The sequence below is a fragment of the Ferdinandcohnia sp. Marseille-Q9671 genome (assembly GCF_976954385.1).
The window spans coordinates 1586755-1613312 of record NZ_CDRJTA010000001.1 but is presented as its reverse complement, the minus strand read 5'-3'; the positions used below and the strand labels follow the sequence as shown (position 1 = coordinate 1613312).

The window sequence follows — 26558 nt, the reverse complement described above, 5'->3', positions numbered from 1 at the left end:
TAGGCTTAGGACCATTTATTTATAAAAAACTAAATAGATTTTCGTGGGTTTTACAAAAGATACTTATGCTCATCGCCTCAGTAGTTATGGGGATCTTATTCATGCTAATTTACTACATTATTAAGGCTACACTTCATGCGGTGTTGTTGTAGAGGGATAATTAAGCTGAATACTTATGAGGAAATGCTTGAAGCAGTTGGCACTGTAACAGCTGCAATAGAAGTATAAGAAATAAGATGATCCCAAGCGGTCATCTTATTTTTTTGCTAAAACGATAAAATATACTATGCAATAAGAGAATGTATAATAATTTTTGAAAAATGCAACAAACTATCCATGTAGATGTATATTTTGTTGCTTTAACACGTTATATTGCTGGCGTTTACACACTTTGGCACCCGTGATATACTTCCAAAGGTTAATCGTGTTTACGTCTTATCAAGGCAACTATTAGCCTTGCAAACGGAGGTATTTTTTCATGAATAGAAGAAAACGTCAGCAAGTAAATCCAACTATACAACGGTTGAAGGAACTCATATACATACTACTCGGTTCAGCCACGGTGGCTTTGTCATTCAATCTGTTTTTGTTACCGAATAAGGTTGCATCTGGCGGTGTGAGTGGAATCAGTACCATTTTACATACCCTATTTGGTTGGGAAGCAGCCTATGTGCAGTGGGCATTCAACATCCCATTGTTCATCGCAGGAGTTATTTTTCTTGGAAAGGTATATGGTGCACGAACGTTAATTGGCACACTCTTTTTACCATTTGTTGTTTATCTTTCAAGAAATATGGAGCCTGCTACTCTTGACCCGTTGCTCGGTTCTCTATTTGGCGGGATTGGAGTAGGTTTGGGACTTGGCATTACATTTCGAGGTAATGCATCAACAGGTGGGACAGACTTAGCCGCCCAGATTGTTCATAAGTTTACACAAATTTCTCTTGGAAAATGTGTTGCTTTCATTGACGGTTTAATTGTTATAACAGCAGCGATTGTATTCGATATTGAAAGTGGACTCTATGCACTCATTGGCCTTTTTGTCACAAGCAAAACGATCGACCTGGTACAGATGGGGCTCGGCAATTCAAAGATGGCACTCATCATTACAAACAAGCAGGATGAAGTGCGACAGGAGATTTTTGCGAAACTGGACAGAGGGGTTACAAAGCTATCTGGACATGGCGGATACACCGATGATGAGCGTCCGATGCTCATGTGTGTGGTCAATCAGACAGAGTTCACAAAATTGAAACAAGTGGTTCGAAGCATTGATACATCAGCGTTTGTGGTCGTTATGGACGCTTCAGAGGTACTAGGCGAGGGTTTTAAAAGGGCCTAAAAGGGGTATAATAAAAGTTGTATAATGGAAAATTTTATTAACAGGGGGTTCATTCAGTGAAACGTAAGCTATTTGGATTTCTATTGGGTACAACACTTGTATTCGCATTAGCTGCTTGTGGTGGGGACGACAATGCAGGAGATGCGCCAGCAGGTGACAACGGAGGAGACGGAGGCGGAGCTACAACTGCAAACGCTGAAGAAATCTTCCAACAAAACTGTGCAGCATGTCACGGACAAGATCTAAGTGGTGGTGCAGGTCCAGACCTTACAAAGGTTGGGTCTAAGTACAGCTCAGAAGAAATCTCAGATATCATCGAACATGGTCAAGGCGCAATGCGTGCTGGTATCATCCAAGGTGAAGAAAAAGACGCAGTCGCTTCTTGGTTATCTGAGAAAAAATAAGTTTGTAAATGTAATGAGGCCTTCCGGGTTAACCGGAAGGCTTTTAATTTTGGCTGCATTAGGGTTATGTCCCATAAATGGTGTGGTGTGTCCCATATAGTCAGAGGAATGTCCCATATATTTAAAAGAGTGTCCCATATCTCTCCATGAATGTCCCATATGTTCATAGCTTTGTCCCATATCCGAAAATCAAGAAACCATTAGAGTGTCGGCCTTCCGGGTGAACCGGAAGGCATTTGTTGAGGGCTGAATTGGGGCTATGTCCCATAAATGGTGTGGAGTGTCCCATATAGTCGGAGCACTGTCCCATATATTCGAATTTATGTCCCATATCAAATCCCAATACCAAATCCAAAGTATAACAATCCCAAAAAATCAGAAGGAATATCAAAATTAGAGTCGAATTTTATAAAAAACGAAAGGAGCAGATACATTTGATTAGAAAAAAACGTTCAATCCCACTTGAAATACTAGCCCTCGAAGGATTACTGCGAAGGATACAGCCTGATCATCCGAAAATTCCTCAATTACAAACCGAATTGGCCAAAAGAAAGAAGGGATACCGAGGAGAACTCTCAATAAATTACTATTTAGACTTAATCGATACACCGCAATTCCTCATTTTGCACGATATCAGACTTCGAGACGGAAAAACCTTCTTCCAAATTGACACACTCATCCTTACACCACACTTTTTCTTACTCCTAGAAGTGAAAAATATAGCGGGAACACTCTATTTTGAAGAAGAATCACAACAAATGATTCGTACCTTGAACAATGAGGAAGAAGGTATGGCGAATCCAATTCTACAAGCAAGAAGACATTCCCGCCAATTAAGAGGTTGGCTAACACAACGAAAGCTTCCAATCCTACCACTCGAATATCTAGTCATCATTAGTGACCCCAAAACGATTATAAAGTCCTCTAGACCAAGCATTTTTACAAAAATTATTCATAACGCGTATCTTCCATTTATCTTTGAAAAAATAGAAAAACGATATACGAAAGAGATAGTAAGTATGAAGGAATTGAGGAAGATAGCAGGAGCGGTAGAAAAACACCACACCCCTAAACAACCCAAATTACTAACTCAATTTTCACTTTTAGAAACCGAAATTCGAAAAGGAGTTCACTGTCCGAAGTGTAATAATTTCCCAATAGAAAGGAAGAAAGGGTACTGGTACTGTGAAAGTTGTTGTTCAAAGTCTCAAGATGCTTTTCTAGAGTCACTTCAGGATTATGCCTTACTTATTAATCCAACAATTACGAATGAAGAACTGAGAGACTTTTTACAACTCCCCTCAAGGAAAGTAGCCTACCGCATGCTAACCTCCATGAACCTCACTCATACCGGTCAAAACAAAGGTAGATCCTATACACTCCCACCCCTCCGATAACCAATACCAATATTTACACACACCTCTTTCACGCCCAACCCGACACCGACTTTACTGCTATGAAATGAAAATGTAATATTTTTAGTCGTTTTTTGACGAATGATGATGTTATAATGGAGAATGTGAATGAAAAGGCACTTTATTTTAACGTATAATTCCTTCGTATATAATCCGTAGCTCTTCAAAATACGTGAAGCTGTCTAAGAGGACATAAGCGCTTACAAAGTTGATAGGTTACTAGCTACGTACTACCAATAAAATGACGATAGGTGATTTGTAATGATAGAAATGCAAAATGTGTTTAAAAAGTATCCAAACGGCGTGATGGCTGTGAATGGAATAAATGTAAAAATCAATCAAGGTGAATTTGTATATGTAGTTGGGCCGAGTGGTGCTGGGAAATCTACATTCATTAAGATGATGTACCGTGAGGAAAAGCCAACAAAAGGTTCCATTATTATAAATGGAATGGACCTTGCGAAATTAAAAGAAAAAAAGGTACCTCTTTTACGACGTAATATCGGAGTTGTGTTCCAGGATTTCAAGCTACTGCCTCGTTTAACGGTGTATGAGAATGTAGCGTTTGCGTTAGAGGTAATTGAAGAAAATCCAAAGAATATCAAAAAGCGTGTGATGGATGTGCTTGACCTTGTAAGGCTGAAGCATAAAGCGAGATTTCTTCCAGACGAGCTTTCTGGTGGGGAGCAGCAACGTGTGTCGATTGCACGTTCAATTGTAAACTCTCCTGGCGCACTTATTGCGGACGAGCCTACAGGAAACCTTGATCCGGAAACATCTTGGGAAATCATGAACATCTTTGAGGAAATTAATTTCCGTGGTACGACAATTATTATGGCAACACACAACCGTGAAATTGTTAATACCATTAAAAAGCGAGTTATCGCCGTAGAAGGTGGAAAGATCGCACGTGATGAAGTAAGGGGTGAGTACGGATATGAAAATTAATACACTCCGTCGGCATTTTCGTGAAAGTACAAAAAATCTAGGACGTAACGGATGGATGACATTTGCATCCGTCAGTGCAGTAACCGTAACTCTTTTACTTGTTGGGGTATTCTTAGTCATCATGATGAATTTAAATAGCATGGCAACTTCACTTGAGAAGGATGTTCGAATCAGTGTTCATACGGATTTAACATCTACGAAGGAACAACAAGATGCGTTAAAAGCAGAGATTGTAAAAATTCCAGAGGTTGCGGAAGTTACGTTCTCATCAAAGGACCAAGAACTTGAGAAAATGATTGATAGTTTTGGTGAGGATGGACAGATTTTTGCACTGTATGAGCAAAGCAATCCGCTTCATGATGTATTTGTCGTGAAAACAAAAAATCCTTCATCTATTATGACGGTTGCAGAACAGGTTGAAAAACTCGAACATGTGTATAGTGTTAACTATGGGAAAGGGAAGGTTGAAAAGATTTTCAGTACGGTAGGAGTTTCTCGAAACGTTGGAATCGGGCTGATTATCGGACTTCTTTTCACTGCGATGTTCCTTATTTCAAATACTATTAAAATCACAATTTTTGCAAGAAGAAGAGAAATTGAGATTATGAAACTAGTAGGGGCAACAAATGCCTTTATCCGCTGGCCGTTTTTCCTAGAAGGTCTATTCTTAGGAATATTAGGGGCATTGATTCCAATTGGAATTATTCTAGGTTTCTATAATTTCTTGTATGATTTGATTCAACCACAGTTAAGCGGAACATTCCTACAACTACTGCCATTTAATCCATTTGCGTACCAAGTAACGGGGTTATTGCTTCTAATTGGTGCATTCATCGGTGTATGGGGAAGTTTAATGTCTGTTCGTAAATTCTTAAAAGCATAAAGGATGTTCAAAAACTCCGATGAAAATGACACATCAGTATAGGATCTTCGACTAAATACCGACACGTCCTGTGTCGAACGTCGAAGTCACCACATCCTGTGGAAGCTCGTTGGCTTGCTTTTCCGTTCCTCACGTATTAGTTGCATACGTTCCGGTACTCAATGCTTCGCCGCCTCGAACTTCTTGGTCCTTTTCATCCTCCTTTTTGAACACGAAATATAAAAGGCACATCTTATTAGCTAGAAGGCTAATATGGATGTGCCTTTTTAAAAAGAAAAATAAGTATAGAATTTCGTACTTAGTTTTCGATGTCTAGCTCCAGGCGCCATCGGCTCGAGGTCATAAGCCAATCGCTTCTGAAGGCAAAAAGCGCCTTCTGTCAGCGCTTGTCTTGTGCTTGTCACCGATCCGATAGGCAGGCGCCTTGCGCTTTTCTTAATAATAGAACGGGAACGGGAAGAAGAATGGGAATATGAAAGTGTTATATGGGAACCGACGACGGCGGAACCGACGATATCGTCTGCGGCCATAGCCACCGTACCCTCCATATCCTCCATAACCACCATATCCTCCGAACCCACCATATCCGCCAAATTGGCGATCTGGTGTCATTTCTGTTTCCTCTACCTCTTCAGGTACAAGCATTGTTACTCCGTCATCATCCATGTCCTCGATGATCCCTTCCATTTGCGTACCATCTTGCATTTGTCCAACGACATAATAATTCATGTACTTGTGGCATGTGTGCTTAATATCCTGTCCCGGATAGCCAGGCTGTGGCATGTTCATACCATATGGATTGTAGTGCATAGTATCCCTCCTTTGCACAAATAGGATATTCACCTACTACTAGATTTGTTACCCATTTTTTGGAGGAATGTTAGGAACCTGTAAAAAAGAGCCCACCATATGATGAGCTCTACATACCAAGCGTTATCTTTTTCAACTTCGTGCCACATTCGCAGCTTGTACTGTGTTTCAAGTTTTTGATTTCCGATTGGCAGATTGAACAAATTTGTTTTTGCATGATGATTCACCTTCTTACTGTTTAGTCTGGCATGAACGACAAAGCCCATATACTTCCATCTGGTGTGAATAGATTTTAAACTGTGTTAGCCTGCAGGCAACATGTTCGATTTCTTTTAGACCAGGATAGGAAAAATCAATAATCTCCCCGCAGGACTCACATAAAATATGATAATGATTTGGTTGGTTTGCTAGCTCATATTTGCTTAATCCATTCCCGTAAGGCAATTCCTTTAAAATTTTTAGTGATACAAATAGTTTCACATTGTTATAGATTGTTGCAAGGCTAATATGTGGTAGTTGTTTGTGTATGTCTTCCACGGTCGGATGGCCTTTCAATGAAAGGATTGTTTGTAAGATTAAGGTTCGTTGGGGTGTAATTCGTAAGCCACGTTCTTTTAAAAAGGGTATAAGTTCAGTTATTTGTTCTTCTTGCACGGGTACCAACCTCTTTTACTCTTCATTCTTAAAAGAATAGGTATCCGGGGTGCGGATACCTCAGACTGTTGACAAACGCTCGCATACTGCGTTGCTTGCCTCTCTCGTCCGCTCATGAAGGCAACTTCTATTCGCGTCTTCGCTCGGGCAGCGCGCCTTGTCTGACAAGCGCTATCAAAACAGTCTGGAATAAACATGCAACCATGGACTTTTATATAAGAAGAGTGTAGACAAAGTCATTCTAACTTTGTCTACACTCTAAGCTATCCATTTTGCGAATACCTATTTGTGTGAGAATAAAATGAAGATGTTACTGTTTTATTAGGTTTGCACTCAGTTCCTCGAAGTCGCTTCACCCTCGAGCTTCTTCAGGTATCCAAGCAATTTTTGATGAAAATTACTTAGCTAACACTTCTCCTGGCACTTCTAGTCCAAGGCCTTCTGCGATACGTGTTCCGTATTCAGGGTCAGCTTTGTAGAAGTGAGCGATTTGACGAAGTTTGATTTCATCGTATTCAACTGGTTTCATTGCACCGACAATTGTGTTAACAAGGCGAGTGCGTTCTTCTTCGCTCATTAAGCGATAAAGGTCACCAGCTTGAGTGTAGTGATCATTGTGATCATACGCTACACTTTCTGCAATTCCTTCAACAGCATATGCATGTTGCTTCGCTTCTGGTGCTTCTTTTGGACCTTCGAAACTATTAGGCTCGTAATATACGGAGCTACCACCGTTGTTATCGAAGCGCATTTGACCATCGCGTTGATAGTTGTTTACTTCCACTTTTGCACGGTTGATTGGTAGTGCTTGGTGGTTTGCGCCAACACGGTAACGATGTGCATCATGGTAGGCAAATAGACGACCTTGAAGCATTTTGTCTGGTGATACGTCTACACCAGGTACCAATGTTCCAGGTGAGAATGTAGCTTGTTCTACTTCCGCGAAGTAGTTTTCAGGGTTACGGTCTAATACCATACGACCAACTTCAATTAATGGATAGTCTTTTTGAGACCAAACTTTTGTCACATCGAATGGATCGAAGCGATATGTATTCGCATCCTCCAATGGCATGATTTGAACGTAAAGCTTCCAAGCAGGGAAGTCACCTTTTTCAATCGCATTAAAAAGATCTTCCGTATGGTAATCTGGATTTTCTCCAGCCAGTTTTTCAGCAAGCTCAGGTGCTAATGCTTTCACGCCTTGCTCAGTACGGAAGTGGTACTTAATCCATACGCCTTCGCCTTCAGCGTTTGTCCACTTGAATGTATGGCTTCCGTATCCATGCATATGACGCCATGTCGCCGGAATACCACGGTCACCCATTAACCAAGTTACTTGGTGTAATGATTCAGGTGAATGAGACCAGAAATCCCATACAGCTGTTGGATTTTTTAAGTGTGTTTGTGGATGACGTTTTTGTGTGTGAATGAAATCTGGGAACTTAATTGCATCGCGAATGAAGAACACAGGAGTGTTGTTTCCAACGATGTCATAGTTTCCTTCTTCTGTATAAAATTTAACTGCAAAACCACGTGGGTCACGAACTGTGTCAGCAGATCCATTTTCACCAGCAACCGTAGAGAAGCGGATAAATAGAGGAGTGCGTTTGCCAACCCCGTTAAATACTTTTGCTTTTGTATATTTTGATACATCATTTGTTACTTCGAAATAACCGTGGGCGCCGCCACCTTTAGCGTGAACGACACGTTCTGGAACACGTTCTCTATTGAAATGTGCTAACTTTTCTAGGAGGTGTACGTCCTGGATTAATGTTGGTCCTCTTGAACCAGCTGTGATTGAGTTTTGGTTATCGCCAACTGGAGCTCCCCAACTTGTAGTAAGTTTCTTGTTATTCAACTAGATCACCTCATATTTTTTAATAGTTTTTGACTACATTTCTAATGATAACATCTCTCAATAAAAAATCAATACTTTTTTATAATAATTATAAAGTAAGAACTAGTAAATAATTAGATTCACTATTTATTATAAGAGATGAAAGCACAAAAATGCTAGGAATAAGCTTATATATTAGGTTGTTACCTTCTAAAAATAAACCTTACTACTAGCCTATGCTCGTACACCCCAACTCTATTACTTTTCAATTAGATACTATTTATAAAATGTCTTTGAGAATACGAAAAATTTCGACAAATATACTTATATTTCGATTACATAGGAAACACTTGCATTGGAAATAATTACATTGACTTATTTTATTCGGCACTGGATTTTACATAAATGGTTTTCAAAAGAGCGTTTGCTGAATAAAGGTAAGCTTTCGGCGGGTGCCACAGATGTTCTAACAGAACTATAAAATCTAGGTGCACTTTCGCCAAGGCGGATTCTATTATATGAAAGGAAGTGCGGCATGGACGATAAGAAGCAATACGGAAATGTTGAGGGGGTAGGCGGTCCTCAGGATAACCGAATGGGGACAGGTGAATCAGCAGATTCGTTAACAAATAGGCAAGGTCACCCTATTACCGATAATCAGAATATCCGAACAGTCGGAAACCGTGGCCCATCAACCTTAGAGAATTATGATTTTCTTGAAAAAATGTCTCATTTTGATCGCGAACGTGTTCCGGAACGTGTGGTACATGCAAGAGGTGCGGGTGCACATGGGTATTTTGAGGCGTATGGAAAAGTGGGCGATGAGCCTGTATCGAAGTATACGCGTGCAAAACTGTTTCAAGAAGCAGGGAAGCGTACGCCTGTGTTTGTACGTTTTTCAACAGTTGCAGGTGCAATGGAGTCTCCTGAAACAGCGCGTGACCCACGTGGATTCGCCGTTAAGTTTTATACAGAGGATGGAAACTGGGATTTAGTCGGAAATAATTTAAAAATCTTTTTTATCCGTGATGCCATGAAGTTTCCGGATATGATTCATGCATTCAAGCCAGACCCTGTATCGAATCTATCAAATCCTGAAAGAATGTTTGACTTTTTAGCAAATACGCCTGAGGCAACACATATGGTAACTTTCCTGTTTTCGCCATGGGGAATTCCGGCCAACTACCGTCAAATGCAAGGCTCTGGTGTTAATACATACAAATGGGTGAACAGTGATGGAGAGGCCGTGTTAGTAAAATACCACTGGGAACCATTGAAGCAAGGAATCAAAAATTTAACACAAAAGGAAGCAAATGAAATCCAAGCAACAAATGTGAGTCACGCAACACAGGATTTATATGAAGCAATTGAACGCGGTGACTATCCAGAGTGGGAATTTTGTGTACAGATTATGAGTGATGAATACCATGAGGAGCTTGATTTTGATCCGCTGGATGATACAAAGCTTTGGCCGACAGATAAGTTTCCGTTCTTAAAGGTTGGAAAAATGGTGTTAAACAAGAATCCAGAAAACTATTTCAATGAAGTAGAGCAAGCAGCGTTCGGTACAGGGGTCCTTGTGGACGGGCTTGATTTTTCAGATGATAAAATGCTGCAGGGTAGAACGTTCTCTTACTCAGATACACAGCGCCACCGTGTTGGAACGAACTATTTACAGCTTCCAATTAATGCACCAAAAAAGCGTGTTGCAACAAATCAGCGTGGGGGTCAAATGTCCTATCATGTGGATGTACCGCCGAGCGGCAACCACCATGTCAATTATGAGCCATCTACAATTGGTGGGTTAAAAGAAGCGAAGCAGGAAGGAAAGGTTCACGAGCCACACTATAATGACAAAGTTGTTCGTGAAAAAATTGACCGTCCGAATGATTTTGGACAAGCAGGTGAAACGTACCGTAATCTTGAGGATTGGGAAAGAGATGAGCTCATCAGCAATTTGGTGGATAACCTAAAGGTGTGTCGACCTGAAATCCAAAACAAGATGATTGAGTACTTTACAAATGCAGATGAGGATTATGGAAGACGTGTGAGAGAAGGCCTTTCAAACGCAATGGATACAACTGACAACAGTTCAGCTTCTGCAAACGAAGCTGTGGAGAAGTCCAAAGAGATGGGACGAGAATCAGATCGTTATTAACTGCTATAAAACAAGGCATCGGGATACCCCGATGCCTTGTTGTTTAAAGGTAAGAGAGTATAAAATTTCGTACTTAGTTTTCCATGTCTAGCTTCAGGCGCCATCGGCTCGAGGTCACAATCCAATCGCTTCTGAAGGCAAAAAGCGCCTTCTGTCAGCGCTTGTCTTGTGCTTATCGCAGATAGGCTGGCGCCTTGCGCTTTTCTTATTAAACAAACGTTTGATTGAATCGAATTTTCCCGTTCAAACAAACGTTTATTTGAATGTACCCTCGAATAATATATCAGCAAGAGGAAGACGTGAATTTGGTTGCTCACGTTCCTGCAGGTTTTCAGGTAATACGTCCTTATCGCCACGGTACCCGATGGCAATGACACTATGGATTTCGAAATGATCTGGAATTTGTAATACTTCACGAGCCTTGTCACGATCAATTCCACCCATCACATGTGTGCTAAGTCCTTTACGGGTTGCTTCTAATAAAAGAAAACCGGAAGCTGTGCCTGCATCATACGTATGGTAGGGGTTTTCACCTTTTTCTGTTGTCTTATCAGAAACGATAAGTGCAAGCGCTGGTGCTTTTTTACACCAAGATAAGTTTCCAGGTAAGATAAAGGAGTGAAATCTCTCGAGATCTACATTTGTACGTGCGAGGATAAATCTCCATGGCTGAAGATTGAATCCAGATGGTGCCCAGCGTGCTGCTTCAAAAATACTTAATAATGTTTCTTCTGGTACTTCCTTTTCTAAAAAGGAACGTGGCGACCAACGGTTAATCACAGTCGGGTCAATGTCATATGCTGCGACACGGTTGTTTTCTACTTTTGTTTTTACTTCTACCACAATGCATACCTCCTATTGTCATATACCTTTTCATTTTAGTAGTTATTTTCACAATTATCTAGGAATGACACTTAGAATGATTATTTTTACCTATTCTTGTGTTTGAGATGTTGGAAAAGGGAGGGAAACAATGCCTTCGTCTAGAAAGTAAAGACAGGAGGGATACCATGAGACAGATTATTGCTATGGGTGGTGGCGGATTTTCAATGGAACCGGACAACCTGCTACTCGACCGCTATATTATTTCACAAGTAAAAAAGGATGCACCAAAGGTTTGTTTTGTGCCAACCGCGAGTGGCGACCAGCAAACCTATATCGATCGATTTTATAAAGCATTCAAGACACTTCCATGTCAGCCAACCCATTTATCCTTATTTGAGCCCAAATTTCGTGATATAGAGAGCTTTGTATTGGAACAGGATGTGATTTATGTCGGTGGTGGCAACACGAGAAATATGCTGCTTTTATGGAAGGAATGGGGTTTGGACAAGGCGCTGAAAAAGGCCTATGAACATGGAGTGATCCTAGCGGGTCTAAGTGCTGGTTCGATGTGTTGGTTTGAGGAAGGGCTAACAGATCCATTGAATGCTCCACTGTATAAGTTGGATGGGTTAGGGTTCTTAAAGGGGAGTAATTGCCCACATTATGATGGAGAAAATAAGCGGAGACCGTCTTACCACCGATTGATCATGAAGGGTTCAATAAAAGAAGGCTATGCGGTAGACGACGGAGCGGCACTTCATTTTATAAATGAATCACTGCATACATCTGTTAGCTCAAGACCACATGCGAAGGCGTATTATGTTTCAAAGGTCAATAAAGAAATTCGTGAAAATGAGATTCCGACAATGTATTTAGGAGAATCAAACTATTAAATAGTAAGCAAGGCTCATATTCTTTAAAAGTATCGGTATGTAAGGTAGACCTTATCATCGATTAAATGTCTACTGAGCTTTCTCATTTTTTAACACTTAGTGTGCAGGTTTGAGGTATTTTCAAAGAGGAGGGGTGATTGTATGAAAAATACGAAGAATTTTAAAATCACAAATTGGTTATTTTCATACTCATTGTATTAATCGGGATTATTACGGCAACCGTCACTATGGTTGAATTAAAACACTCACCAGCTTTAGGTGAAGACGCGCAGTCTCGTATAGGTTTCCGATGGGGCTCACTGCATATCATCGTTTCGATTATCATAATAGTTGTCTCGGCTTTTCTAGCAATGAGTTGGAAACGTTTATTTCCATTTAACATGCCTGTCGCGATTGTAATGGCAGGTCTGTGTTACGCATTGTTTTTCCTAACGTTTACCATTGGATGGGTTGGTATACAAGGTATGGTTGGCTTTTTGCTCACCTTAGTCATCGGAATTATTATGATCATCTCGTATTCACTTATTTTGTATTTTGAAAAGCGAAAGACTATAACAAGTTAATAATCTTGTAATCTGGGGCACTATTCTTAGGGGGTAGTGCCTTTTTCGTTGGTGAAACAGGATATGGTATACTTTGAGTAATTAATCTGTCGGGGAGTATCCTATCTTAAGCTTTGGTTTAATGGTGAATTGAAATCTTAATAGGAGGTCTTTTTTGGATACAATTTTTATTTTTATAAGTATTATTTTAGTAGCTTCTGTCTTACAAACAAGTACGGGATTTGGTTTTTCAATTATGGCTACGCCTTTCCTGTTATTGTTATTTTTACCCCAAGAAGCGATACAAATAAACATCATCCTATCATTACTGATTTCGCTGCTCCTCATTTGGAAGATAAGACGGTTTATTGATACTACCCTGCTTAAACGGTTTACAATCGGTAGTATAGTTGGTATCCCATTTGGTATTTTCATTTATATGTCGATTAACATGGTGGCGTTTAAGATAGGTGTGAGCATTCTTCTTCTACTCTTAACAGTGCTCCTGCTTTTTAATGTACGTATTAAAGCAACTCCGCTTCGAGACTATGTAGTCGGAGGGATATCTGGTTTATTAACAACAAGTATTGGAATGCCAGGACCACCATTGTTACTATATTTTACTGGAACGAATACGGGGAAAGAAAAGATACGTGCGACTACCCTCGCTTTTTATCTGTTTATCTATTTGTGTAGCCTCATTACCCAGATTGTATTTACTAGCACGAACCAAACAATTTGGATTTCAAGCCTATATGCCATACCAATTGTGCTTCTAGGATTGTATATCGGTCAGATGCTGTTCAAATGGATCAATCAACGAATATTTCGCATCTTTACTTATATTTTATTGAGTAGTACGGGTGTCTATTTATTGATTGAGAGTTTGCTGTAGGCAACAAGAGAGAAAGACGGTTTTATTTTGAAATTACGTTTGTTAATCGAAAATTACGGTCATTAGCAAAAAAGAGGTGCAACACCTCCTTGCACCTCAAACTCCTATTACAATTCCTTCACAAACGCATAACTCTTCCGTGCATACTCCATTTTATCCTCGTAAAAACGGTGCGCATCCGTACGTTGAAGCCCAGAACTCAACGCAACAATTCCACAACCTAATTCGCCAGCAAGATCATGAATATAGGAAAGAAGTGCCTCACCATATCCCTTTGAACGATGTGCTTCGTCAGTCACTAAATCGTACACATACATATGGTTGCCATAATAGAGATTGAGCATATTTGCGACACCCGTAACAGCTGCCACTTTTTCATTTTCAACCAATGCGAACATTCTGTAGCCCTGTTGCTGCATGTCAGTCACCAATGTAACAAATTCATCGATATCCAAATGTGTTCGAAGCTGCTTCATCACAGGATATGCCGTTTTCCATTCATCTGCTGTCTTCAATTCACGAATTACGTATGCCACCCATACCCACTCCCTTAAAAATTCATTTTCTACATCATACATCCGAAACATCACAATCACTACATTTTTCTTTACTTCAATTAGAAGAAACTTTTATAATGGATAAGTAGCGATGCGCAAAAATAAACTATTTTTTGCAAAAAGCATAGTAGAGTTCAGTCTCTTTTCTGTCATAAAGTGTACAAGCATTTCATATAGTTTTTATACAAAGGCATCGCACTAACGCATGTGTGGTGCCTTTCCTATAGGGGTAGTTAAAAGGTCGTAGGCTGGACGGAAATATACATATTTTTGACTATCATATACTAGGAAAAAAATGAATAAGAACATAAAAGCTACAAAAATTAAACAAAGCAGTTGCATTTGATCTGAGATGAGGAGGAACACAGGTGAGTCGTAAAATTGTCGCATTATACATGGCATTATCCTTACTATTAGGGGCGAGTGTCACATTTCTTGTTGTTCAACTGACTGATAACAACAACGAACAACCACTTGTCCAACAACCAAGCCAAGACAACAAAGGGGAAGAGAAAGAAGATAGCACAGCCAATTTATCAAAAATTGGTCAAGCCTATAACATGATTTTATCAAGCTATGTTGAAAAAGTGGATGAGAAACAATTAATAGAAGGTGCGATTCAAGGAATGGTAAGCACTCTTGAAGATCCGTACTCCGCATATATGGATGAGGAAACAGCATCACAGTTCAATGACTCACTGGAATCATCGTTCGAAGGAATCGGAGCAGAGGTAAGCATGATGGAAGGCAAGGTAACCATTGTCGCTCCATTCAAGGAATCACCAGCTGAAAAAGCGGGCCTCAAGCCGAATGACCAAATCATTAAAATTGACGGCGAGAGCATTGAAGGCCTTGATCTTTACGAAGCGGTTTTAAAAATCCGCGGTGAAAAAGGAACGATTGTGAACCTTCAAATTATGAGACCGGGTGTAACGGACTTAATGGATGTTAAGGTAACACGCGATACGATTCCAATTGAGACAGTTTACACGGATTTGAAGGAATATAACAATAAGAAAATCGGTTATATTGAGATTACGTCATTTGCCCAAAAAACAGCTGAGGATTTCGTCACTGGACTTACCGAATTAGAGAAACAGGACATGGAAGGTCTTGTGATTGATGTTCGCGGTAATCCAGGTGGACTTTTAGAAAGTGTTGAAGAAATCTTGAAGCAATTGGTTACAAAAGAAAAGCCATATGTTCAAATAGAAAACAGAGAAGGAGAAAAGCAGCGTTTCTTCTCCACTCTTGAAAAACAAAAGGACTACCCAATCGTTGTGTTAACGGACCAAGGTAGTGCATCAGCCTCTGAAATTTTAGCGGGTGCGTTAAAAGAAGCAGGCGGCTATGACATTGTTGGTGAAAAAACATTCGGTAAAGGTACTGTTCAGCAGGCAAGAGATATGGGTGACGGAAGCAACCTGAAGTTAACGATGTTCAAGTGGCTAACTCCAGATGGAAATTGGATTCACCAAAAAGGGATTGAACCAACAGTAGAAGCGAAACAGCCAGAATTCTTTTATGCTAATCCGATTCAGTTCGAGAAAGAACTGACACAAAACATGAACAATGAAAAAATAAAGAATGCACAAATCATGTTAAAAGGATTAGGCTTTGATCCAGGTCGTGAGGATGGATACTTTAGCGGAGAAACTGTTCTAGCAGTAAAGGCATTCCAAATCAAAAATGATATCGAAGACACAGGAACCATTAATGAAAAAACAGCGGGTGCGATCGAAGCAAAAGTCATCGAAGCCATCCGAGACGAAAAGAATGACCTGCAGCTGAAAAAAGCGATGGAAGTTCTGTTTAAATAAGATGAGTATTGCACCTCTCCAGGGTTGGAGAGGTGTTTTTTGTGTTGGACCTCGATTGATTTTGGGGGAGCTGGTCATTGGTTTTGGCTTATGGGACAAAGTGTGGAGGATATGGGACAGAAAGACAAATATATGGGACATACTATCGAATATATGGGACGTAACTCAACATATATGGGACTTAACCCCGAATATGGGACACAACTCAACATATATGGGACATAACCCCAAATATGGGACGTAATTCAGAATATCTATGACACACCTTAATTTGAAACAAATCCAACAGTTCCCACTCAATCTCCATCAAAAAGCCTACCTGACTATTAATGGGATTTTAGAGGATATGGGACAAACTTTCCGATATATGGGACAAAGCTGGCATGATATGGGACATAAAAACAAATATATGGGACATAACTCTGCATAAATGGGACACAACCAAAAATATATGGGACAAACCCCAAGTTCACTACAAATTCAATATCCCACTCAATTATTTATTTTCCAAAAAAATCAACGTATGCTTTATGTCAAGTATTTGGTACAATAAAAGTTAGTATATTAAACGATGTTTTTACATAAAAATCCATAGTACTTTATTCAGATGAAGTCTTCCACTTCTTAAACGATAAGGTGATGTACTAAAAGGATACAATTCAGTAGGGGACTTGCCTCTACTGAATAAAGTTCAAGCCTCCGGCGGATGCCTCAGATTTTTTAAAGGAGCTTTTCAAGCAAACTCGATAAAATCTGGGTGCAAATACGCCAAGGCGTATTTGATATAGGTGGTGAATAAGTTGATTGAGGCATGGTTACTAGAGTTTGCAAAAGGAATTGGACGATTTTTTCTACATCCATTGTTTTATTATTTGACGGCTTATTGCGTCCTGTTAGGGTATTTTCGTGTAAAGCGTGAACGTCGTGCCTTTCATATTCGGGTTGAGGATGGGTATTATGACTTGAGGTCCTTGCTTCCAGGTGGGTGGATTGCGGGGCTATTCATTTCAATCGTTACAATTGGTGCAGGTATTGTGATTCCATTCGGCAGTATTGTGTTAATAGCAGTCATTACATTCCTACTTAGCTTGCCGATTCAAACACGCTTATTATCGCCAGCCTATATTCTAGGCGTCTCCTTTTTCGGAATTATTTTGTTATCAAATCTATCAGTTGAAAATAAATGGATTGCAAGTTTACTAGATGATTTAGGTGAGACAAGCCTAGCATCAATTGCGATTTTACTAGGACTCTTAGTACTTGCAGAAGGATTCTTAATCCTGAAAAAAGGTCATATTGGTACATCGCCAGATCTATTAAAAAGCAAACGTGGGCTTCCGGTTGGTGCCCATATTACTCAAAGGCTGTGGCTAGCACCGGTATTTTTATTAGTACCCGGTGATGCTCTCACAACGCATTATGATTGGTGGCCAGTTTTTACTGTATCAGGCGAAGCTTATTCTTTAGTGGTTGTACCCTTTGGAATTGGCTTTTACCATAAAGTAAAAAGCATGCTGCCAACTCAAAGTATTCCAATCGTTGGTAGACGGGTCATTCTTCTTGGAATTGTCGTTACCGGTTTAGCCATCGCAAGCATCTGGTTCCCAGTTACGGCTATCATTGCAGCCTGCTTTGCATTAGCGTTCAGAGAATTAATTTCACTGCAACACTACTTTTTGGATGAATCAAGACAATCTATTTTTTCAAAACGAAATCGAGGTCTCCTCGTATTGGGAATCATTCCACAATCGCCAGCCGATAAAATGCAAATTAAAATCGGTGAGACCATTGCAAAAGTAAATGGCGTTCAGGTAAACACTGTCCAAGAATTTTACCAAGCACTTCAAAAAAATCGAGCATTGTGTAAGCTTGATGTATTGGATATTCACGATGAAGTCCGCTATGTCCAGCGCGCCCTTTATGAAGGTGAGCATCATGAACTTGGAATCCTTTTTGTAGAAGAAGGTAAGGGATGGAAAGGAAAAGCGGTATAACAACGTCTGATAGGAGAAGGGTGTCCTTCTCTTGTTTTGTTGGTGGAAGGATTAAATTTGGACATAAAAAAAACCATTTCACTACTATTTACGTGAGATGGTTTTTTTGTCATGTGGAAGGTATGTAACCCAATCAACAGTTTCAAGAATCGTTTGTATTAACTTTTTTATGTCCATTTCCTCCTTTTGTTTTGTTACCTTAATTATGGGGGAATAGAGAATTTTTAACAATGTTGTTGAAAACGGAAACAAGAACAGTGAAAACGAAAACAATGATAATGAAAACGTGTTATATAGCCTATTTTCTTAGTTTTCCTCCATTTTACTCTGTTTTTCACCTTAGTTTATAAAAAACGGAACTAAAAAAGGTAAGCAACTCATCTGCATACCCTTTTTTCATCGTTATAACAATTCCTTATTTTTTTTGTAAGAACGCCTTAAAGAAAGGTAGCTGATGAAAAACCATAAAAGACTTGCAGTTGCGACTATGCCTATATGGTCTATCCATTGGTTCTTGTCCCGTGGTAGTCCATCGAACAGGAAGAATAACAACAGAAAAATCCCCGCAAAACGAAACGTTTTACCGAAAATCTGCTTGGTTTCTTTTTTATAAGAGTCCTTTGTTGCAACCTCCGTATACTCAATGCCGGATATAATATACCTTCCTAGTACATAAAAGAGAAAGAATCCAGTGGCCACTAAGAGTGCGGTTTCTACGTCAATGTTTAGAAACCTGTTGCCAATTACCAGTAGTACAAGGGAAAGGAGAAGGATTATGGCTCCTTCTGAGAAAAAATACAGGATCCTTTTTTCCTTATATTCGTCAGTTGGTAATAAAAATGTGATCCACGATTTCATTACAACTCCACCTCCCAAAATAGTTCGTCTAACGTTTTATGTAGTTCCTTTGCAATTGCAATACAAAGTTGAAGACTAGGGTTATACTCTCCTTTTTCAATTAGTCCAATTGTTTGTCTAGTTACTCCAACTTTCTGGGCTAACTGTTGTTGCGTTATTGACATTTTTATTCGTGCTATTTTGACATTGTTCTTCATAACTTCACCTACGGATTGCAATATATATCTTACATATGTAATTTATATCTTACATTATTTATAAAAATAGTCAACCCAAATTATCCATTTTAACTTTGAAGGGATGAAACTTACCATCTTTTTTACGTATAGGTAGTATAAGCGTCGGATGGAGGTGTTCGTATGAGTGCTGGACTATGGATGTTGCTTGTCACAGTCCTTATCGGTTTCTCGTTAGTTTTTATGGTGATTACTAAAAAGGGAAGTTTAACACAAGCCTTTTCTCTTTGGTTGATTCAATTGATTGCAGTTCTAAGTATAAGTATGTTTCACTTAAAGTTGAGCCTAATTGATACATTTACTTCAACATTTGGTCTTCTCACCCTTCTGATGCTCATTCTCGTTCTCTCAAATAAAAAGAAGAAAAAGCAAGTGTAAGGAAAGGTTATTGACTTGAGGGATAATCTATACTAAAATTTATCTTGAATTCAAGATAAAAGAGAAACGAAGAATAACATATTTTTTACATTCATCTTGAATTCGAGATAATTTAATTAAATGTAAAATGACTAATTTTATTGTGATAGTGAAAACTTTATCTAATAGGATATATAGGAGTGAGAGAAGATGAGCAAAAAGACAATGGGAATCCACCATATTACCGCAATTGTTGGACATCCACAAGAAAATGTTGATTTTTACGCGGGTGTGCTAGGGTTACGACTAGTTAAAAAGACGGTAAACTTCGATGACCCGGGAACCTATCATTTGTATTTTGGAGATGAAGGTGGAAAACCTGGAACAATCATTACGTTTTTCCCCTGGGCAAATGCCTATCAAGGAAGAATTGGTGATGGTCAAGTTGGTGTTACAAGCTATGCTGTACCAAAAGATGCTATGAATTTCTGGGAAGCGAGATTAGAAAAGTTTTCGATCCCTTTTACAAAAAGTAAACGATTCGGAGAAACTTACTTGCAGTTCGATGACCCTCATGGACTACATCTAGAAATCGTTGAGAGAGAAGAAGGGGAGTTAAATAATTGGACGTTCGGAGAAGTAACACCTAAAGTGGCTATAAAAGGATTTGGTGGCGCGACCTTATTTTCTTCACAACCGGAAAAAACAGCAGATTTATTAGAAAATGTGATGGGGCTTGAACTTGTAAAAAAGGAAGGCGACTTCATCCGTTATCGTTCTACTGCAGACATTGGAAATATAATCGACCTTAAGGTGACTTCAAATGGAAGAGGACAAATGGGTGTGGGAACAGTCCATCATATTGCGTGGAGAGCCATTGATGACAAAGACCAATTAGACTGGCAAAAGGTTGTTGCTGCTCATGGGTATGGTGTAACTGATGTTAGAGACCGAAACTATTTTAACGCGGTTTATTTTAGAGAGCACGGAGAAATCCTATTTGAAATTGCAACAGATCCACCTGGATTCGCCATTGATGAATCGAACGATACGATGGGTCAACAACTCATGCTTCCTGCACAATATGAGCAATTTAGAGAACGTCTTGAGAATAGTTTAATTCCAATTGACGTGAAAGTATTAGATTAAAGGACTGATAAAATGCTATCCATTGATCCTTCTTCAATTAGTGAAAGAGAAAATTATAAATTCCTAATCGGGAGCATTATCCCGAGACCTATCGCATTTATTACAACCTTGTCTGAGGATGGAGTAGTAAACGGGGCTCCATTCAGTTATTTTAACATCGTATCATCTAATCCCCCGATGGTATCAATTTCGATACAACGGAAAGAGGGGGGACAAAAAGATACTGCAAGAAGCATTCTAGATAAAAAGGAATTTGTCATTCATATCGTGGATGAACAAAATGTGGAAAAGATCAATAAAACTGCTGCAAGTCTGCCACCTACTCAAAGTGAAATTGAGCTAGCGGGCCTAACGCTAGTTGATAGTAAGAAAATCTCAGTTCCTGGAGTAAGAGAGGCTAAAATTAGAATGGAATGTATCCTCGAGCACTCATTAGAATTAGGTGGGGACACATCTCCAGGCTGTGACTTTATCATAGGAAAAATCGTTCAATTCCATATCGATGAAGGTATTTATGAAAATGGGAGAATCGACCCTAGAGGGCTAGCGGCAGTAAGCCGATTAGCAGGAACAAGCTACGCAAAAATTGGTGAAGTATTTGATATTGAACGACCAAAATAGGGACTAGGAATCTGTCCTAAGGGACAAGGGGACAGGCCCCTTGTCCCACCATTATATGGAAAAATGGGTCAGGGAACCTGTCCCCGTGACCCACGTGACCCAAAGGACCCTATCCCACTCCCATTGAGAGAAGAGAATCCAAAGTTTGGATTCTACTTCTCTTTTTTTGTGGGACAGGAACCTTGCCCCTGATTTATGTGAGATTTGGGACAGGGAACCTGTCCCCCTGACCCAGATATTAATGATAGAATAAAGATAAGTAGGATTTGGTATGGGGTGATGATAATGGTGGCGATGACTGAATTGTGTAAGATTGTTATTGTGGATGATGAGGTCTTGATTAGACAGGGAATCAAACACTTTATGAATTGGGAGCAGGAAGGCTTTCAAATTGTGGGAGAGGCTTCAAATGGTGAGGAAGCCCTTGAAATCATTGAACAAACTCATCCTAATATCGTGATTACTGATATTGTAATGCCTATTATGGATGGAGAAGAATTGACTAGAATCGTGAAGTCAAAATATCCAGATATCGAAGTCATTATATTGAGCAGTTTTGGGGAGTTTGACTATGTTCGTTCTACGTTCCAAAGTGGTGTTGTTGATTATATTTTAAAGCCTAAGCTTGATGGAGGTACCCTATTAGCCGCGCTAAGGAAAGCGGTAAGTAGAATGTCCCCGACTGATGCAATGGATTCAAAACAGCAGGATCGAATATCTGTGAACAATGTAATTGAAAAGCTCATATCGGGGATTGAAACAGATTACGATGCGGACTTACTAGCAAGGGTATTCCCTAATGAAAATTTCTATTTAGTAGGTATCGTCTCTAATGGGAACCTTCCACGAATAGAACGCACTCGGATTAAAGACGAAATCACGAAGCAGTATGCTTCTCATAGTAAACACGCATCCTATCATACGATGACCTTTGATAAAGAAACGGTGATTATTCTAAATGTAATGACTGACCAGTCTCAAGAGGTCATTGATTTCGTTACTCAGATGGCACAAACCCATAATAATTTAGGATTTGTTCTCAGTGAACAGTTCACTGACTTCTCCCAAGTTGGAATAATCTATAAAGAAAAAATAGCGAAGTTGATACAGTATCGTTTTTACTTTCCAGAGATTCCTCTGTTACGGGAAAAGGATTTACAACAAGAAGCACCAACCATTGAGGCTTTTAAAATCGAATGGTTTACAAACGAATGCAAACAACATCGTTTTCAAGAAGCTTTCAGCTATTTAGAGGCATATGTTTCTGAATATTCTACATGTTACACAACGGATGTTTTCGAATATAAATCATTCTTTGAAAATATCATTTTTCACATAACCGTCATTCTTACCAACATGGAATTTGACGTCACGGAGCTAGAGAGTTCAAGGTATGATTACTTTAGAAAGATAAACGAGGCACGATCATCGAATGAAACAGTAGAATTACTAGCTACTTTTATAGACCAAGTGAACAAATGCGCAGATTCGGAGAAAAATCAGCAAAGTAATGCAAATATGAAAAAAATCCTGCAATATATTGAAGACCATTATGCAGAACAACTCAGCCTTGTAGGTGTAGCAGAGCATTTTCATTTTAATCCTTCTTATTTGTCTTCCTATTTTTCAACCCATAAAAAAGAAGGTTTTATTGAGTATTTGAATAAGGTACGAATTGAAAAGGCCTCCCAGCTTCTCCTTAAGGATTCAGCTCCTATTTCTGAGATTAGTGGGATGGTAGGTTATTCAGATCATAGTTACTTCTGTAAGGTATTTAAAAAGATAAATGGAATGTCACCGAGTAAATTTAGAAGAAAACACACGTAAGGATACGAGATATGAGACTACTACCGAAACGACTTAAACATAACAGCCTATTTTATAAAATGTTTCTGATTACCATTGTAATCGTAGTTACGGTTTCTACCCTTATCACCTGGACAACATTCCGTATGTCTGAGAAATTTTTTATTGATCGGTTTACCTTTAATAATAGCAAGGTTATGGGGCAGATCAATGAAAGCTTAGGTACATTTCAATACTCAATTGTGATTGCCTCAAATAACCTTATGCAAAACGGAACGATAAAGAGCTTTCTCACTGGTAAGCACACAAATGCTATGTTGGGTAGCTATTATTATCATGTGAAAAACCAGCTGGATACATTAAAAACAAGTGTTGAAGCTTACGATGTAGGGATTTTAATCTATGGTATTAATGGAGAAAGTTATGCAACGGATCGACCTTCATGGGTGTTACATGATGATGAGTTACAGAGTCACTTCATCACCAAAGCTACACGTGAGGAACCTAAGAAGATGTTTTTTCATCTTGAACAAAAAAAGAATCAAGAAGACTGGGTCATTATTGCATCCAAGGCTTTTATGGAACCAACTTCAAATTATGTGTATGGATCGATGTATTTTACGATTCAAGAAAAGGACTTTCGAAAGTTCTATAGCAGCTATACAAGCCTAGGTAATGATGTGTTAGTGATGGATCGGGCTGGGACCATTTTATCCAGTAACCGAAATGAATATATTGGAAGTAAAGAAGAAGAGCTTCTTACTTATATGAATCAGCTAGAAGAGCAACAAACCAATTATATGGATGCAGAATTTAACGGTAAAGATCATCTAATAATGGCTGAATACCTCCCTACCTTTGATTTGTATTTGGTCAATGTAATTGATAAAGAAGCAGCATTTGCGAATATCATTGATAAAAAACCAATCATTTTTATATGTATCTTTTTTATCTTACTAGCGATTATCATTGTATTTTTTGCTTCTAGAAGTTTAACAAATTCGTTGTCAAATCTTGTAAAGCAAATTGAAAATACTCCGAAAAGTGACTTTGATCATTATATTCCGGTAGCGGGTACATACGAAACGAGACAAATTGGCCAAGCCTTCAACTCCATGCTTGATGAACTCCATGACTATGTGGATAAGCTTGTCCTAAGCCAAAAGCAGAAACGTAATGCGGAGTTGGCAGCACTGCAACAGCAGATCAATCCACATTTTTTATACAATACATTAACGTCAATCAAATTCATGGTGCAGCAAGGTGGAAAAGAAGAGGCAACTGAAACCGTGAATGCATTGATATCATTATTGCAAAATACGATAGGGAATATTAGTGAAACCATAACCTTAAGTCAAGAAGTTGACAATCTGAAAAGCTATGTCTTACTTAATCAAAAACGCTATGGAGATCGAATTCGTGTGAACTATTTTATAGGGCCCGATTGTAATGACGTTCAAGTTCCGAAACTAATTCTACAACCATTTATCGAAAACTCCTTTTTTCATGGCTTCACGAAAAAGAGTGGGGGAAATGTAACTGTCCTTGTATGGAAAGAAGGAGAGACTCTGATTTGTGAGGTGCTCGATAATGGTGACGGAATGGAAGTTTCTGAGGATAATAATCTTCCGGATACGAAGCGTAAACAACAGATGTTCAGTGGAATCGGTGTTCGAAACGTCAATGAACGTATTAAACTACTGTATGGTGATGCGTATGGTGTTACGATCACAAGTAAGATTGGTGAAGGAACAAAAGTGCGGATTACTCTTCCTATCTAAAAAAAATGATAGTTTCTAAAAATAATACAAGTTAATTAATGGAAGCGCATTCAACATACAAAAAAATCACAAATTTACAAAAATATCGTCCTAACTAGCTCTCTCTAAGAGATGGTACCATAGGAATTGTAAGGAAGATAACGCTTACATAAATCAGATGATCGTAGGGGGTTAAAAGATGAAGAAACTATTCACATTAGTGATGGTAAGTATGCTTTTGTTGGCTGCGTGTTCTTCTGGGTCTTCAAATGGTACTGAATCAAAGGAGAGCTCAGACAAAAATGAAATTACGGTTTGGGCATGGGATCCGAACTTTAACATCAAAGCATTAGAATTGGCTAAAGAAACGTATGCATCTGAGAATCCAGACCTAACAGTCAACGTGATTGAAAATGCCCAAGATGATATTGTTCAAAAATTAAATACAAGTTTAAGTTCTGGTACAACGAAGGGATTACCAAATATCGTACTAATTGAAGATTATCGTGCAAAAAGTTTCCTTCAAGCATACCCAGACATGTTCCATCCGCTGACAGGCTCATATGAAACAAATGACTTTGTTCAATATAAAGTGGAAGCGACAAGTGTAGATGGAGAAAATTACGGACTTCCATTTGATACGGGAGTAACTGGATTATATGTGAGAACCGATTATTTAGAAGAAGCAGGCTACACAGTTGATGATTTACAAAACATTGATTGGAAAGAATACATTGAAATTGGTAAAAAAGTAAAAGAAGCAACTGGTAAAAGACTGCTTACAAACGACCCGAATGATTTAGGTATTCTACGTACAATGATTCAAACAGCAGGTAAATGGTATGTGAAAGAAGACGGCACGACTCCTGATTTAGCAGATAATGATGCTCTTAAACTATCATTTGAAATCTATAAAGAACTTGTTGATAATGACCTAATGAATTTCCACTCAGATTGGAACCAATTCCTAGCAACATTCAACGGTGGAGAAGTAGCTACAGTAACAACTGGTAACTGGATTACACCTTCCATAAAGGCTGAAGCTTCACAATCAGGAAAATGGGCAGTTGTGCCACATCCTAGTCTTCCAGGTATGGAATCTGTCAATGCTTCAAACTTAGGTGGTGCATCTTGGTACGTGTTAGATGTCCCAGGTAAAGAAAAAGCAGTAGATTTCCTAACAAAGACATTTGGTTCAAATGTTGATTTATATCAAAAATTAGTTACTGAAATTGGCGCAATCGGTACGTATATTCCTGCATCTGAGGGAGAAGCGTATAAGGCAGGAGATGAGTTCTTCGGTGGCCAATCAATAGTCTCTGATTTTTCAAAGTGGGCGGAAGAAATTCCACAAGTAAACTATGGTATGCACACATATGCAATTGAGGATATTTTAGTGGTTGCTATGCAGAGTTACCTTGATGGTCAAGACCTTGATAAAGTCTTAGAAGAAGCACAACAACAAGCGGAAACGCAAATTAAATAACCAGTTTAAACTTAATAAGCCTCGGACTCGCCAGCTTAACCTATACGCTACAGGTAGGTTAGCTCTTCCGAGGCTATTCTTATAACTTTATTCAGTAGAAGTCACCTACTTCTATAAGTGGGATGAATGAAAAAAGAGTAAACATTTCAGTGGTGATTAAACCCCAACTGAAATGCAGGGGCTCAGACTAAGAACGCCACATCCTGTGGCAACGTCTGAGTGACCAACATCGTGTTGGCCAAAAGCCTCAGGCGAATGTCGCGATTTTTTAAAGGGAATTCTTCGAAAATAGGAACGAAGACCAAGAA

24 protein-coding genes are annotated in these 26558 nt (G+C 39.1%); 17 read left to right on the top strand and 7 right to left on the bottom strand.

What is annotated here, in order from left to right:
* Window positions 1-478 precede the first annotated feature (478 nt).
* From ACWNMY_RS08340 to ftsX, 5 genes are all read left to right on the top strand, one after another.
* A complete protein-coding gene (locus ACWNMY_RS08340; protein WP_449537768.1) occupies window positions 479-1342 on the top strand; it encodes a YitT family protein in 864 nt (287 codons plus the stop codon).
* 56 nt (window positions 1343-1398) lie between these two features.
* Window positions 1399-1746, top strand: a complete 348-nt coding sequence (gene cccB, locus ACWNMY_RS08335) for a cytochrome c551 (RefSeq protein ID WP_449537767.1) — start codon at window positions 1399-1401, stop codon at window positions 1744-1746.
* Window positions 1747-2180: 434 nt separating this feature from the next.
* Window positions 2181-3143 carry a nuclease-related domain-containing protein gene (locus tag ACWNMY_RS08330; protein WP_449537766.1) on the top strand — a complete coding sequence of 321 codons (963 nt, stop codon included), beginning with the start codon at window positions 2181-2183 and terminating at the stop codon, window positions 3141-3143.
* Window positions 3144-3422: 279 nt separating this feature from the next.
* Window positions 3423-4109, top strand: coding sequence for a cell division ATP-binding protein FtsE (gene ftsE / locus ACWNMY_RS08325; protein ID WP_449537765.1), 687 nt, complete (start codon window positions 3423-3425; stop codon window positions 4107-4109).
* On the top strand, window positions 4099-4992 hold the full coding sequence (gene ftsX / locus ACWNMY_RS08320) for a permease-like cell division protein FtsX (RefSeq protein WP_449537764.1): 894 nt from the start codon (window positions 4099-4101) through the stop codon (window positions 4990-4992). The genes ftsE and ftsX overlap by 11 nt, the downstream gene beginning before the upstream one ends.
* A gap of 435 nt (window positions 4993-5427) precedes the next feature.
* Here ftsX and ACWNMY_RS08315 read toward each other — a convergent pair whose 3' ends face one another.
* From ACWNMY_RS08315 to katA, 3 genes are all read right to left on the bottom strand, one after another.
* Window positions 5428-5802, bottom strand: a complete 375-nt coding sequence (locus ACWNMY_RS08315) for a hypothetical protein (RefSeq protein ID WP_449537763.1) — start codon at window positions 5800-5802, stop codon at window positions 5428-5430.
* A 231-nt stretch (window positions 5803-6033) separates the two neighbouring features.
* Window positions 6034-6456, bottom strand: a complete 423-nt coding sequence (locus ACWNMY_RS08310) for a Fur family transcriptional regulator (RefSeq protein WP_449537762.1) — start codon at window positions 6454-6456, stop codon at window positions 6034-6036.
* A gap of 397 nt (window positions 6457-6853) precedes the next feature.
* Window positions 6854-8314: a catalase KatA gene (gene katA / locus ACWNMY_RS08305; protein WP_449537761.1), complete on the bottom strand. Its 1461-nt coding sequence runs from the start codon at window positions 8312-8314 to the stop codon at window positions 6854-6856.
* Between the two features lie 574 nt (window positions 8315-8888).
* Between katA and ACWNMY_RS08300 the strand changes: the two genes are divergently transcribed.
* Window positions 8889-10451 (top strand): catalase, encoded by a 1563-nt coding sequence (locus tag ACWNMY_RS08300; RefSeq protein ID WP_449538417.1) that lies wholly within the window; start codon window positions 8889-8891, stop codon window positions 10449-10451.
* Between the two features lie 255 nt (window positions 10452-10706).
* Here ACWNMY_RS08300 and ACWNMY_RS08295 read toward each other — a convergent pair whose 3' ends face one another.
* Window positions 10707-11294: a nitroreductase family protein gene (locus ACWNMY_RS08295; protein WP_449537760.1), complete on the bottom strand. Its 588-nt coding sequence runs from the start codon at window positions 11292-11294 to the stop codon at window positions 10707-10709.
* Window positions 11295-11461: 167 nt separating this feature from the next.
* On the opposite strand from ACWNMY_RS08295, the gene ACWNMY_RS08290 reads away from it, so the two are divergent.
* The 3 genes from ACWNMY_RS08290 to ACWNMY_RS08280 all read left to right on the top strand — a co-directional run bounded on the left by ACWNMY_RS08290 (window position 11462) and on the right by ACWNMY_RS08280 (window position 13606).
* Window positions 11462-12169 (top strand): Type 1 glutamine amidotransferase-like domain-containing protein, encoded by a 708-nt coding sequence (locus ACWNMY_RS08290; protein WP_449537759.1) that lies wholly within the window; start codon window positions 11462-11464, stop codon window positions 12167-12169.
* 173 nt (window positions 12170-12342) lie between these two features.
* Window positions 12343-12732 (top strand): RND transporter, encoded by a 390-nt coding sequence (locus tag ACWNMY_RS08285; protein ID WP_449537758.1) that lies wholly within the window; start codon window positions 12343-12345, stop codon window positions 12730-12732.
* Between the two features lie 154 nt (window positions 12733-12886).
* The gene (locus ACWNMY_RS08280) at window positions 12887-13606 is read left to right on the top strand and encodes a sulfite exporter TauE/SafE family protein (protein WP_449537757.1); all 720 of its coding nucleotides are present in this window, start codon (window positions 12887-12889) and stop codon (window positions 13604-13606) included.
* Between the two features lie 107 nt (window positions 13607-13713).
* Here ACWNMY_RS08280 and ACWNMY_RS08275 read toward each other — a convergent pair whose 3' ends face one another.
* Window positions 13714-14142, bottom strand: a complete 429-nt coding sequence (locus tag ACWNMY_RS08275) for a GNAT family N-acetyltransferase (RefSeq protein ID WP_449537756.1) — start codon at window positions 14140-14142, stop codon at window positions 13714-13716.
* 389 nt (window positions 14143-14531) lie between these two features.
* Here ACWNMY_RS08275 and ACWNMY_RS08270 point away from each other — a divergent pair, with 389 nt between their 5' ends.
* Together ACWNMY_RS08270 and ACWNMY_RS08265 are read left to right on the top strand one after the other, a co-directional pair.
* Window positions 14532-15983, top strand: a complete 1452-nt coding sequence (locus ACWNMY_RS08270) for a S41 family peptidase (protein ID WP_449537755.1) — start codon at window positions 14532-14534, stop codon at window positions 15981-15983.
* Window positions 15984-16783: 800 nt separating this feature from the next.
* Window positions 16784-17977 carry a PDZ domain-containing protein gene (locus ACWNMY_RS08265; RefSeq protein WP_449537754.1) on the top strand — a complete coding sequence of 398 codons (1194 nt, stop codon included), beginning with the start codon at window positions 16784-16786 and terminating at the stop codon, window positions 17975-17977.
* Window positions 17978-18379: 402 nt separating this feature from the next.
* On the opposite strand, the gene ACWNMY_RS08260 is transcribed toward ACWNMY_RS08265, so the two are convergent.
* Together ACWNMY_RS08260 and ACWNMY_RS08255 are read right to left on the bottom strand one after the other, a co-directional pair.
* Window positions 18380-18835 carry a hypothetical protein gene (locus ACWNMY_RS08260; protein WP_449537753.1) on the bottom strand — a complete coding sequence of 152 codons (456 nt, stop codon included), beginning with the start codon at window positions 18833-18835 and terminating at the stop codon, window positions 18380-18382.
* Entirely contained in the window at window positions 18835-19032 is a 198-nt protein-coding gene (locus tag ACWNMY_RS08255) for a helix-turn-helix transcriptional regulator (protein ID WP_449537752.1), read from the bottom strand. Before ACWNMY_RS08255 ends, ACWNMY_RS08260 begins: the two co-directional genes overlap by 1 nt.
* A 162-nt stretch (window positions 19033-19194) precedes the next feature.
* On the opposite strand from ACWNMY_RS08255, the gene ACWNMY_RS08250 reads away from it, so the two are divergent.
* From ACWNMY_RS08250 to ACWNMY_RS08225, 6 genes are all read left to right on the top strand, one after another.
* Complete coding sequence (locus tag ACWNMY_RS08250; RefSeq protein ID WP_449537751.1) at window positions 19195-19449, top strand: hypothetical protein; 255 nt, start codon at window positions 19195-19197, stop codon at window positions 19447-19449.
* A 189-nt stretch (window positions 19450-19638) separates the two neighbouring features.
* Complete coding sequence (locus ACWNMY_RS08245) at window positions 19639-20577, top strand: ring-cleaving dioxygenase (RefSeq protein ID WP_449537750.1); 939 nt, start codon at window positions 19639-19641, stop codon at window positions 20575-20577.
* A 12-nt stretch (window positions 20578-20589) separates the two neighbouring features.
* Window positions 20590-21198 (top strand): flavin reductase family protein, encoded by a 609-nt coding sequence (locus tag ACWNMY_RS08240; RefSeq protein WP_449537749.1) that lies wholly within the window; start codon window positions 20590-20592, stop codon window positions 21196-21198.
* A gap of 285 nt (window positions 21199-21483) precedes the next feature.
* A complete protein-coding gene (locus ACWNMY_RS08235) occupies window positions 21484-23025 on the top strand; it encodes a response regulator transcription factor (protein WP_449537748.1) in 1542 nt (513 codons plus the stop codon).
* 11 nt (window positions 23026-23036) lie between these two features.
* Window positions 23037-24785, top strand: coding sequence for a cache domain-containing sensor histidine kinase (locus tag ACWNMY_RS08230; RefSeq protein WP_449537747.1), 1749 nt, complete (start codon window positions 23037-23039; stop codon window positions 24783-24785).
* A 178-nt stretch (window positions 24786-24963) separates the two neighbouring features.
* Window positions 24964-26250 (top strand): ABC transporter substrate-binding protein, encoded by a 1287-nt coding sequence (locus ACWNMY_RS08225; protein ID WP_449537746.1) that lies wholly within the window; start codon window positions 24964-24966, stop codon window positions 26248-26250.
* Window positions 26251-26558: the final 308 nt, after the last annotated feature.